General features: G+C 67.1%; 10 protein-coding genes. 6 read left to right on the plus strand and 4 right to left on the minus strand.

Annotation, left to right across the window (positions count from 1 at the left end; genetic code table 11):
• Window positions 1-43: 43 nt before the first annotated feature.
• From C666_RS08160 to C666_RS08175, 4 genes are all read right to left on the minus strand, one after another.
• Window positions 44-685, minus strand: a complete 642-nt coding sequence (locus tag C666_RS08160; RefSeq protein WP_028791961.1) for a response regulator transcription factor — start codon at window positions 683-685, stop codon at window positions 44-46.
• Window positions 669-2,486, minus strand: a complete 1,818-nt coding sequence (locus tag C666_RS08165; protein ID WP_245603881.1) for a sensor histidine kinase — start codon at window positions 2,484-2,486, stop codon at window positions 669-671. Before C666_RS08165 ends, C666_RS08160 begins: the two co-directional genes overlap by 17 nt.
• A 17-nt stretch (window positions 2,487-2,503) precedes the next feature.
• A complete protein-coding gene (locus tag C666_RS08170) occupies window positions 2,504-3,811 on the minus strand; it encodes a homoserine dehydrogenase (protein WP_004336497.1) in 1,308 nt (435 codons plus the stop codon).
• A gap of 64 nt (window positions 3,812-3,875) precedes the next feature.
• Window positions 3,876-5,180 (minus strand): pyridoxal phosphate-dependent aminotransferase, encoded by a 1,305-nt coding sequence (locus C666_RS08175; RefSeq protein WP_004336500.1) that lies wholly within the window; start codon window positions 5,178-5,180, stop codon window positions 3,876-3,878.
• A 134-nt stretch (window positions 5,181-5,314) separates the two neighbouring features.
• Here C666_RS08175 and C666_RS08180 point away from each other — a divergent pair, with 134 nt between their 5' ends.
• The 6 genes from C666_RS08180 to C666_RS08205 all read left to right on the plus strand — a co-directional run.
• Complete coding sequence (locus C666_RS08180) at window positions 5,315-5,704, plus strand: Mth938-like domain-containing protein (protein WP_004336501.1); 390 nt, start codon at window positions 5,315-5,317, stop codon at window positions 5,702-5,704.
• Window positions 5,705-5,827: 123 nt separating this feature from the next.
• Window positions 5,828-6,349 carry a sigma-70 family RNA polymerase sigma factor gene (locus C666_RS08185; protein WP_004336504.1) on the plus strand — a complete coding sequence of 174 codons (522 nt, stop codon included), beginning with the start codon at window positions 5,828-5,830 and terminating at the stop codon, window positions 6,347-6,349.
• Between the two features lie 2 nt (window positions 6,350-6,351).
• Window positions 6,352-7,371: a FecR domain-containing protein gene (locus C666_RS08190; protein WP_004336506.1), complete on the plus strand. Its 1,020-nt coding sequence runs from the start codon at window positions 6,352-6,354 to the stop codon at window positions 7,369-7,371.
• Between the two features lie 296 nt (window positions 7,372-7,667).
• Window positions 7,668-10,211, plus strand: a complete 2,544-nt coding sequence (locus C666_RS08195; RefSeq protein ID WP_245603882.1) for a TonB-dependent siderophore receptor — start codon at window positions 7,668-7,670, stop codon at window positions 10,209-10,211.
• Window positions 10,212-10,411: 200 nt separating this feature from the next.
• Window positions 10,412-11,578 carry an efflux RND transporter periplasmic adaptor subunit gene (locus C666_RS08200; protein WP_004336509.1) on the plus strand — a complete coding sequence of 389 codons (1,167 nt, stop codon included), beginning with the start codon at window positions 10,412-10,414 and terminating at the stop codon, window positions 11,576-11,578.
• A partial coding sequence (locus C666_RS08205; RefSeq protein ID WP_004336510.1) for an ABC transporter ATP-binding protein occupies window positions 11,575-12,024 on the plus strand: 450 nt, incomplete at its 3' end. The genes C666_RS08200 and C666_RS08205, both read left to right, overlap by 4 nt.

Below are 12,024 nucleotides of genomic sequence, written 5' to 3' on the forward strand. Positions count from 1 at the left end.
TGAAACAGGCCGGCGGAAACGCCGGCCTGTTTCACATTGGCCGCTAATCCAGCGCCCCCGGATCGACTCGCAAGAACAGCCTCGCCAGTTCCGCCGCCGAAGATACGCCCGCCTTTTCCATGACGTGCTGGCGATGGATGTGCACGGTCTTTTCGCTGATGCCCAGTTCGGCGGCGATCAGCTTGTTGGGCTGGCCGCGCGCGACCAGATGGGCGACCTCTTGCTCGCGCGGCGACAGGTGGCTGAGCGCGGCGCGGGCGGTATCGCGGCGATGGGCGCCATCGAGCATGTCGGCGCAGCGGCGCACCGCGCCTGCGACGGCGTCGAGCACGGCCTGGTCGTTGAAAGGCTTCTCGATGAAATCGCAGGCCCCGCACTTCATCGCCTGCACGGCCATCGACACGTCGGCATGCCCGGTCATGAACAGGATGGGCGCATCGAAGCCCCGGTTGCGCAATACCTGCTGCAGTTCCAGGCCGCTCATCGCCGGCATGCGGATGTCGAGCAGCAGGCAGCAGGGCTGGCTCGGCGCGGGCTGGGTGCCGAGCGCGTCGAGGAAGGCCTCGGCCGAATCGAACAGGCACACGGGCCAGCCTTCGGTTTCGAGCAGGAAACGCAGCGAGCGGCACAGCGCAGGATCGTCGTCCACCACGTAGACGAGCGCGCTTTCAGTTGGAAACGGCATGGCAGGGCAAGGAAAAGGAAAAGCACATGCCCGACGGTACATTGCTTTGCGCCCACAGGCGACCCCCGTGGGCTTCGATGATGGTCTTGCAGATCGGCAGCCCGAGGCCGAGGCCGTCCGGCTTGGTGGTGAAGAAAGGCTCGAAAAGATGGGCCTGCTGCTCCGGCGACAGGCCGCAGCCCCGATCTGCGACCTGCACTACCAGGCGCTTGTCGGCGAGGTCCAGGCGGACCTCCACCCCCTGGCGTCCGGGCGGCAGGTCGCGGCCTGCGTCGATGGCGTTCTTCATCAAATTGAGCAGCACCTGCTGGATCTGCGGCGCGTCGGCCAACACTTCGCAACCCGGCGGCAGATTGCTTTCGCAGACGATGGGCGGCGCTTGCAGCAGCATGCCCTCGATCAGTTTGCGCGTGCCGTCGATCAGTGCCGGCATGTCCACCGGCTCGCGCACTGCGGTGCGCTTGCGGGCAAAGTCGCGGATGCGGCGCATGATGCCGCCGGCGCGCTCGGCCTCGCTGTCGATCTCGCCGCAGGCCTCGACCACCGCCGCCTCGGTCAGGCGGCCGTCGGCCTGGCGGCGCAGCAGGCTGCGGGCGTAGTTGCCGATGGTGGTCAACGGCTGGTTGATCTCGTGCGCCAGACTGCCCGACAGCTCCCCCAGGATGGACAAGCGGGACAGGTGCTCCATCTGCTCCTGGTGGCTGCGCACCCGCGCCTCGGCTTCGTCGCGTGCGCGCAGCGAGGCACGCAGCTCGGCGGTGCGCCGCTGCACCAGATGCTCGACCCGCACCGTATGCACCCCCCAGGCCGTCAGCACCAGCCCCAGCACCAGCAAGGCCGGCCAGTAGCGGCGCAACAGGCCGGCCGGCGTGATGTCGCGCAGGTAAGCATAGGGGCCGGTGCGCAGTTCGCGGTACAGGTCGCGCACGGGCTGGTAGTCGGCGGGCACCGTCCAGGCCATGCCGCTCTCGCCGCCGGGCATCGCGAGCAGCGCCTGGGCAACCTGCTTCGACAAGCCGCGGTCGGCCGAACGCGTCACCGCGATCGGCCAGTCGGGATACAGCGGCGTCGACAAGCCGCACCGAAAGCCCGCCTCCGGCCCGGCCCCGCCGCGCCGATCGGCCAGCACGCGGAAAGCGCCGAGATCGATTTCCCCGCGGGCGGCGGCCTGCTCCAGGAAACAACTGCGCACGACACCGGCGTCGACCTCGCCGCGCTGCACGGCCTCGACGATCTGCATCATCGGCACGCCGAGGAAACGGACCTCCTTCAGGCGCGATTCCGCATCGATGCCCTGCGCCAGCATCTCGCGCACGACCAGCAGGTAGCCGCCAAAGGCATCCGGTGCGATCGCGGCCAGACGCTGGCCGCGCAGATCCTCGAAACCATGCAGGTCGCCACGATCGCTGCGAACGATGAGCGCGGAGCCGGTCGCCCTCTCCGGCGACAGGGCCTGTGGCGAATCGAGCGTGGCGATCCGGCTGAGGCCGAACTCGTACTCCATCGCCACGTAGTAGCCGGGATTGGTGATGACCAGATCGACACGCCGGTCGCGGATCGCGCTGCGCAGGCTGTCGGCGTCGAAATGCTCGAGATGGAAGCGGTAGCCCGGCAGGCGGGCGTTGAGGAAATGCGTGACCGGCGCCCAGTCGAGCGTCGCCGCCTGCTCGCCCTGGTAGGCGAAGACGCCGATGGCGATGTCACGGACCCCGCCATCGGCGCCGGCCTGCGCCGGCCCGGCCAGCAGCCCGAAGCACAGGGGCAGCAGGCAGTGCCGGACGGCCGCGCGCAAACGTCCCACGCCCCTGCCAGCGGTGCTTACAGGCCTTCCATGCGCAGCTTGGTCACCTTGCCATCGACTACCGCGAGGGCCTCGATCTTGGCGATCGCGGCGTTGGCATTGCGCTCGACGGTACGGTGCGTAAGCATGATGATGTCGGTCTGCGATTCGCCTTCGGCGGCTTCCTTCTGGATCAGGGCCTCGATCGAGATGCCGCTGTCGGCCAGGATGCGCGTGATGTCGGCCAGCACGCCAGGCCTGTCCTCGACACGCATGCGCAGGTAGTAGGAGGTGATGACGTCCTCGATCGGCAGCACCGGCACGTCGCGCACCTGGCCCGGCTGGAAGGCCAGATGCGGCACGCGGTGCTCGGGGTCGGAGGTATGCAGGCGGGTGACGTCGACCAGGTCGGCGATGACGGCCGAGGCGGTTGGCTCGGCGCCCGCGCCCTTGCCGTAGTACAGCGTGGCGCCGACCGCGTCGCCCTGCACCAGCACCGCGTTCATCGCGCCTTCGACATTGGCGATCAGGCGCTTGGCGGGAATCAGCGTGGGATGCACGCGCAGCTCCACGCCCTGCTCGCGGCGGCGGGCGATACCCAGCAGCTTGATGCGGTAGCCGAGCTGTTCGGCATAGGTGATGTCGACCGAATCCAGCCGGGTGATGCCCTCGACGTAGGCCTTGTCGAACTGCATCGGGATGCCGAAGGCGATCGCGCTCATGATGGTCGCCTTGTGCGCGGCATCCACGCCCTCGATGTCGAAGGTCGGGTCGGCCTCGGCATAGCCCAGCGCCTGCGCTTCCTTGAGCACTTCGGCGAAAGGCAGGCCCTTGTCGCGCATTTCGGACAGGATGAAATTGGTGGTGCCGTTGATGATGCCGGCCAGCCATTCGATGCGGTTGGCGGTGAGGCCTTCGCGCAGCGCCTTGATGATGGGAATGCCGCCGGCCACCGCGGCCTCGAAGGCCACCATGACGCCCCTCGATTGCGCGGCGGCGAAGATCTCGTTGCCATGCACGGCCAGCAGCGCCTTGTTGGCGGTGACGACGTGCTTGCCGTTCTCGATCGCCTTCAGCACCAGCTCCTTGGCCACGCCGTAGCCGCCGATCAGCTCGACGACGATGTCGATCTCGGGGTCGGCGACCACCGCGAAGGCGTCGTCGGTCACCCTGGCTTCGCCGCCGGTGACCTTGCGTGCGAGTTCCAGGTTCTTGTCGGCCACGGCGGTGATGCAAATCGGACGGCCGGCGCGGCGGGTGATTTCCTCGGCGTTGCGCTTCAGAACGGTGAAGGTGCCGCCGCCGACGGTACCGATGCCCAGCAGGCCAACATTGATCGGTTTCATGCAGTGTGTTCCGTGGTGTGTGAAGTGTGTCGGATGAATGGCCGGCGCAATGCGCCGCCCGGCATCAGGTGCCGTGGCGCTTGCGGTAGTTCTCGAGGAAGCGGGCCAGGCGGCCGACGGCCTCGCGCAGGTCGTCCTCGTGCGGCAGGAAGACGATGCGGAAATGATGGTTGTCCGGGTAATTGAAGCCCGAGCCCTGCACCAGCATCACGCGCGTGGCGCGCAGCACTTCCATGAAGAACTGGCGGTCGTCCTCGATCGGGTAGACCTTCGGGTCCAGGCGCGGAAACATGTACAGCGCCGCCTGCGGCTTGACGCAGGTGACCCCGGGAATCGCGGTGATCAGTTCATAGGCCAGGTCGCGCTGGCGGCACAGCCGCCCGCCCGGCCGGACCAGGTCGTTGATGCTCTGATAGCCGCCCAGCGCGGTCTGGATGGCCCACTGGCCCGGCACGTTGGAGCCGAGCTTGAGGTTGGCCAGCATGTTCAGGCCTTCGATGTAGTCCTTGGCATCGTCCTTCGGCCCCGAAATCACCATCCAGCCCGCGCGGTAGCCGCAGGAACGATAAGCCTTGGAAAGCGAATTGAAGGTGAGCGTCAGCACGTCGGTGGACAGGCTGGCCATCGACGTGAACTTGACGCCGTCGTACAGCACCTTGTCGTAGACCTCATCGACCATCAGCACCAGGCCGTGCTCGCGCGCAATCTGGACGATGCCTTGCAGCACGTCGTCGGGATAGATCACGCCGGTGGGATTGTTGGGGTTGATGACCACGATGCCGCGCGTGCGCGGCGTGATGCGTGCGCGCATGTCGTCGAGGTCGGGCAGCCAGCCCTTGTCCTCGTCGCAGCGGTAATGCACCGGCGTGCCGCCGGCGAGGCTCGCCGACGCGGTCCACAGCGGGTAGTCCGGCGTCGGCACCAGCAGTTCGTCGCCATCGTTGAGCAGCGCGTTGGTCGCCATCACGATCAGTTCGCTGGCGCCGTTGCCCAGGTAGATGTCGTCGAGCGTCACGCCCTCGATGCCCAGTTGCTGGGTGTAGTGCATCACCGCCTTGCGCGCGGCGAAGATGCCTTTGCTGTCGGAATAGCCCGCGGAATCGGGCAGGTTGCGGATCATGTCCTGCTGGATTTCCTCGGGCGCATCGAAGCCGAACGGCGCCATGTTGCCGATGTTGAGCTTGATGATCTTCTGGCCCTCGTCCTCCATCTGCTTGGCGGCGTCCACGATGGGGCCGCGCACGTCGTACAGGACGTTGTTGAGCTTGGCCGACTTGCGGATCGGACGCGCCGCGGCTGCGCCCGCCTCGGCCTTGGCCGTCGGTTCCGGGGTCAGCGTTGCGAGTTCGAGTGTCTTCACCGCTTTCATGATGGCCTTTCCTGCAGGATGGGAACGGATGGCAAGGACGTGTCCCGGGGGCTTACCCCTTGCCGCAAAAGATTGTTATCTTAGCCGCGCTGCCGCACTGCGGCAATTTCCCGGCATGCACAAGACGACCCGCGATGAAGCTCTACCAGGACAGCAACGACAACCTCAACGTCGTCACCGGCTACGGCGACGACCATGTGATGGTCAACAAGGTGCGCCATGACGGCAACCTGATCGTGACCGCCGACGGCATCCACACCGGCTGGGCGCCCGCCGCCCGTGGCGACCTGGCCGCGCTGACGGCCAACGACCTCGCCGCGCTCGCCGGGCTGCGCCCCGAAATCGTCATCATCGGCACCGGCCGGCGCCAGCGCTTTCCGGCCCCTGCCCTGCTGCGCCCGCTGATCGAGGCACGCATCGGCTTCGAGTTCATGGACCTGCCGGCGGCCTGCCGTACCTACAACATCCTGGTGGGCGAAGGCCGTGCGGTCGCGGTGGCGCTGCTGTTCGAAGCCGCCGGCTGACACGCCCCCGCTCTGCCGCTTCGCCGCGCGGCCTTCCGCCGGAGTTGCCAGCGCGTCGTTCGCCACGGATAATTGAGATTGATTCCCATTTGATCCAGACGAACATTTTCCCCCGAGCTGCCCGTGAATACTTCGGAGTACGCCTCCCCGCCCTCCGTCGAGCATCTGTATCTCGACCACCACGGCTGGCTGCAAGGATGGCTGCGCAGGCGGCTGGGCAACGCGTCCGATGCGGCCGACCTGGCGCATGACGTCTTCCTGCGCCTGCTTGCCGCCCCCAAGCGCTTCGATAGCCCGCCAGAAGCGCGCGGCTACCTGCGCACCATGGCCAACGGCCTGTGCATCGACTTGTGGCGCCGCCGCGAAGTCGAGCAAGCCTGGCTGGACGCCCTGGCGAGCCGGCCCGAAGCGCTCGAACCCTCGCCCGAACACCGCAGCATCATCGTCGAAACGCTGCTGGAAATCGGCGACATGCTCGGCCGCCTGCCGCAAAAAGCAGCCAGCGCCTTCGTCATGGCGCAGCTCGACGGCATGCCGTATCGCGAAATTGCCGCCCGCCTCGGCGTCTCCGACCGCATGGTCAAGAAGTACATTGCCCAAGCCATGCTGCAGTGCGCGCTGATCGAAGCCGGGCTCGAAGCCTGACGATGGCCGCGACCGACGGGGCCATGCCACCGGCCGGCGGCACCGGCGACGAAGCCGTCAAACCGGGGCGCAGAAGCCTCGAAGAAGCCGCCAGCTGGTATGCCGCGCTGTGCAGCGAAGACGTCACCGGCGCCGAGCGCCAGGCCTGGCGGGATTGGCTGGCACGCTCGCCCGAACACGCCAGCGCCTGGGAGCACGTCGAGGCGGTCAGCCGCCGCTTCGCTCCTTTGCACGGCACGGACCCCGATGCCGCCGTCGCCGGTGTCGCGGCGGCCCGGCGCGGACCGGTTAGCCGGCGCCGGATGCTCAGTGGCATGGCCGGCCTGTTCGGACTCGGGCTGGCGGGCTGGCTCGGCTGGCGGCATACCGCCCTGCCGGAAGTCCTCATGGCCTGGAGCGCCGACTACCGCACCGGCATCGGCGAACAACGCGAGATCACGCTCGCCGACGGCACCCAGGTGTGGCTCAACACCGATAGCGCCCTGAGCGTCGAATATCGGGCGGGCGTACGCCTGCTCAGGCTTGCGGCGGGTGAAATCCTGGTCCACACCGCCAGCGACCCCGGCGGCCGGCCGTTCTACGTAGCAACGCGCTACGGCCGCATGCAGGCGCTCGGCACGCGATTCGCCGTCAATCACGACCAACACCGCACGCGCCTCGACGTGTTCGAAAGCGCCGTCGAGATCCGCAATGCGGCCGGTGCCCTGCAACGCGTCGAAGCCGGACAGCGGGCGGACTTCACCGCCGACGGCGTGTCCCCCCTCCAGGCCGCCGAGCGGGCGCGCGAAGCCTGGCATCGCGGCGTGGTCGTGGCCGACGACATCCCGCTCCAGCAACTCATCGAAGAACTCGCCCGCTACCAGCCCGGCCACATCGGCGTGGCGCCAGAAGTCGCGGAACTCAGCGTCATGGGCGTATATCCGGCCGGGGACATCGATCACGCACTCGCCATGCTGGAGAACACCCTGCCGATTCGCATCGAGCGCCCCCTGCCCTGGTGGATCAGCATCGAAGCGAAATAGGCATTCGTACTGGAATTCGGCAAGCGCTGCGGGGACGGCCGAGTGCTCGCCAGGCATGGGCGCCATTGCCCGCGCCATGAAAATTTCTCGGGACCGGGTTCCCTTTTTTGCCCCTCATCCGATTTACCAGGTGAGAGACAGGCCGATCAGGCATCGACAGCCACCCAACGGCGCGTGCGAGCCGGCCCGGACAGCCAGAGCCCACGCCCCCCGTTTGCCACGTGCAACAGGCAGCCAGCGCGACGCCCTGAACGGCCCTCTCACCGACCAAACAATCAATTGAGGGAAACCGTCCCATGTCCAGTCGTCGCGCCATGCCGGCAGCCAGAGCCGGCCGCCACTCCGCTTCCGCCGCTCCGCACGCTCCATCGGCGAGCCTGGCCGCATCCGGGCCCGCCCTGCGGCCGCTCGCCCTTGCACTGCACCTCGCCCTGGCCGGCAGTCTGGCTACCGCCGCAGGCTGGCCTGCGGAAGCCGGGGCGCAGCAACCCGCGGCGCGAACCGTAGTCCCGGCCAAAGCCTACGACATCCCTGCCGGACCACTGGCCGGCGCGCTGAACCGGTTTGCAGAAGAAAGTGGCGTACTGCTGACTGCTCAGGGCACCGCAACGCAAGGCAAGCGCAGCCCAGGTCTGAAAGGCAGCTACACGGTGCAAGGTGGCTTCGCCGCGCTGCTCGCCGGCAGTGGGCTGCAAGCTTTCCGGCAGGACGACGGCAGCTACGGCCTGCGGCCGGTGCCGGTGGACAAGCGCGGCGAAACCACGCTCGCCCCGGTCACCGTCACCGACCGTGCCGGCCTCGGCAGCCTCACCGAAGGCACCGGCGCCTACACCACCGGCAGCACCAGCGCGGCGACCGGGATGAATCTGAAACTGCGCGAGACGCCGCAGTCGGTTTCGGTCATCACCCGCCAGCGCATCGAGGACCAGAATCTGGCTTCGATGGACGACATCATGCAGCAGACAGTGGGCGTCTCAACCGTCCAGACCGGCATGGCCAACGGCACCTATATCCGGGGCTATCAGGTCTCGAACTTCCAGGTCGATGGCGTTTCGACGACCTTTCAAAGCTTTGGCACGCAATCCAACATGGGTTTCGGCTCGATGGACAGCGCGGTTTACGATTCGGTCGCCGTCGTGCGCGGCGCGGCCGGTCTGCTAACCGGCGCTGGCGACCCTTCCGGCAGTGTCAGCCTGATCCGCAAGCGCCCCACGCGCGCGTTCCAGGCCTCGGTCGAAGGCAGCGCGGGCCGTTGGGATCAGTATCGGGCCGTCGGCGATGTGGGCGGCTCCCTGAATGCTGCCGGCACCCTGCGCGGCCGCTTTGTCGGCGCGTACAGCGAAGGAAAGTCCTGGATCGACAACTATCGCGGCGACAAGAACGTGGCCTATGGAATATTTGAAGCCGATCTAGGTGGGCGGACGCTCTTGAGCCTGACTCTGGAACGCGTACAGGAATCCACCAAGGGTGCAAGTGGGAACTATGGCAATGCCCTACCCGTGGTCTACAGTGATGGCTCGCTGACCCTTTTCGATCGCCATAGCAACAAATTACCCGCATGGGCAAGCTGGGACAGCGAGCGCAACACCGTAGCCTTGTCGCTGGAGCATGCCTTCAATGATGACTGGCGTGTCCAGCTGAATTACCGCCACGATGACATTGACGATTGGCACAAAACACTGGAAGCGTATGGAAGTTTCAACCAGAGCAATATCTTTCCCGCTCCTGACGGGTGGATCAACTATTTTGGCTACGAAGGCAAGACGGAAAGCTTCAGCGCAACGCTGAATGGTCGTTACGACCTGTTTGGCAGGCAGCATGAGTTGGTTGCCGGCTTCAACGGTTCTTCCAGCGAGCATCAAACCAAACAAAAGCAGGTGGCCGAATCGCCATGGGTTTTTGCCGGTCTGCCGATTATCGATGGTGTTGCTGTCTATCCGGAACCCGACTGGCACGATACGCCAACGACGAGGCGAAAACCGAGTGAAACCAAGCAATCCGGTTTTTATCTGGCAACTCGGTTCCATGCGACGGAGCGTCTTTCGGCCATCATCGGCGGACGCTGGAGCGATTGGGACTATGAAGATAAAAACCGCGACGAGCATCGCAAATTCAGCGGCGTATTCGTTCCCTACGCCGGTGTGATTTACGACCTGAGCGATCGGATTTCTGCCTACGCCAGCTATACCGAAATCTTCCAGCCGCAAAGCGCAAGAGACGTCAAGGGCAGCCTGCTCGATCCGGAAGAAGGCAAGAACCGCGAGATCGGCCTCAAAGGCGAGTGGTTTGGCGGTCGCCTGAATGCCAGCATCGCCGCTTTCGAAACGCGCAAGGACAATCTGGCCGTCTATGATTGGGGCACCACCAACCCGGTTACCGGTGATGTGGTCGCCCGTGCCGAGGACGGCACCAAAGGCCGTGGTTGGGAATTGGAGGTCTCTGGCGAACCCGCGCCGGGCTGGCAGTTGCAGGGTGGCTATACGCGCTTCGTCCTGCGCGATGGCAAGGATCAACGTATGAACACCGATACGCTACCCGAGCATCTGTTCAAGCTGTTCACCGCTTACACCCCCCAGAATCTGCCCAGGCTGACGCTGGGCGGCGGCATCAATTGGCAAAGCAAGGTATATCGCAGCACTGCCCAGGGCCGCTTGCGCGACATCTACACGCAAGAATCCTATGCCGTGGCCAATCTGATGGCGAGTTACCGCTTCGACGACCGGCTGAGCCTGAACGTGAACCTCAACAACGTCTTCGACAAGGAATACCGCACCCGTGTCCATCTGCACATGTATGGTCCGGAACGCAACCTGTCGGCTTCGTTGAAATACCAGTTCTGACCCGCTGACCGCAGTGTCCTCCCCGGCCTTTCCCCGCGCGCGGAAGAAAGGCCGGGAGGGGCTATGACGCTCGCCGTTGCAGAGCGCCCGCGGAAACACCGGCGGCCGCTTGTGGCCCGGCCCGAGCTAGCTGCCATGCCTGTCGATTCCTGTCATTTACCTTCTGGCGCAGCCCGCCCCGCTCGCCTGACGGAGTGCTCATGATTCACCGCTATCGCCGGTGGCTGCTTGCCGCCCTAGCCCTGGCCGTGCTGGCCGTCACCCTGTGGGGGTTCTTCTGGCGCACCGAGGACGTGATCGAGACCGAACCGCTGCGCCGCGGCCGCATCGAGCACGCCGTGGGCGCGCTGGGCGTGCTCCAGCCACAGCGCTACGTCGATGTCGGCGCCCAGGTCTCGGGCCAGATCCGGCGCATCGCCGTGCAGGCCGGCGACGTGGTCGCGCAGGGCGACCTGCTGCTCGAGATCGACCCTTCGGTGCAGCAGGCCACGGTGCAGGCCGACCGCGCCGCGCTGGACAGCCTGCGCGCCCAGCTGGCCGAGCAGCAGGCCCAGCACGACCTGGCCCGGCTCCAGGCGCAGCGCCAGCTGCGCCTGATCGCACAGGACTCCACCCGCCAGGAGGACGTGGAAACGGCCCAGGCCGAACTGCGCATGGCCGCGGCACGGCTGCTGAGCCTGAAGGCGCGGATCGACGGCGCCCGCTCGACCCTGCAGGGCAACGAAGCACTGCTGGGCTACACCCGCCTCTACGCGCCGATGGCCGGCACCGTGGTGACGCTGGACGCGCGCGAAGGGCAGACGCTCAACGCCACCTACCAGACACCGAAGGTGCTGCGCATCGCCGACCTGTCGGCGATGACGGTGCGGACCGAAGTCTCGGAAGCCGACGTCGGCAAGCTGCGCCCGGGCATGCCGGCCTGGTTCTCCACCCTGGGCCTGGTCGATGGCGCGGGCCGGCCGCGGCGCTGGGCGGGGACGCTGGCGCAGGTGCTGCCGGCGCCGGCGGGCCGTGCCGAGGGCGAGGACGCCCCGGCCAACGCCAGCCGAGTCGTCAGCTACACGGCGCTGTTCGACGTGGACAACGCCGACGGCGCCCTGCTGCCGCAGATGAGCGCGCGGGTGTTCTTCGTCGCGGCGGCGGCCGACGACGTGCTGGCGGTGCCGCTGGGCCTGCTCGAAGCAGTGGAGGGGGCGCCGGAACGGTTCACGGTGCGGGTGCGGACCGCGGGCGGGGTCCAGACGCGGACGGTACGCCTCGGCGTGCGCGACCGGCTGCACGGGGAGGTGCTCGAGGGCCTGGCCGAGGGGGAGTTGCTGGTGACCGGCATCACCCGGGTGAGCGGGGCGCGGAGGCTGCGCTGGTGAGCGGGGCGCTGATCGAGCTGAGCGAGCTGCGCAAATCCTACGGCGGCGGGGAAGGCGAGCCGGCGGTGGAGGTGCTGCAGGGGATTTCGCTGTCGATCCGGGCCGGCGAATTCGTCGCCATCGTCGGCGCCTCGGGCTCGGGCAAATCGACGCTGATGCACCTCCTGGGCTGCCTGGACCGGCCCAGCGCGGGACGCTACCGATTCGCCGGCCGCGATGTCGCCGCCCTCGGCGCCGACGAACTGGCGGCGCTGCGCCGGGAAGCCTTCGGCTTCGTCTTCCAGGGCTATCACCTGATCCCCACCCTCGATGCCGCGCACAACGTGCAACTGCCCGCCGTCCACGCCGGTGTGCCCGCGCCCGAGCGGGCGGCGCGGGCGCGGGCACTGCTCGAGCGCCTCGGCCTGGGCAATCGCGCCGGGCACTGGCCGCGCCAGCTGTCCGGC

This window comes from Thauera linaloolentis 47Lol = DSM 12138 (genome assembly GCF_000310205.1).
GTDB lineage: Bacteria > Pseudomonadota > Gammaproteobacteria > Burkholderiales > Rhodocyclaceae > Thauera > Thauera linaloolentis.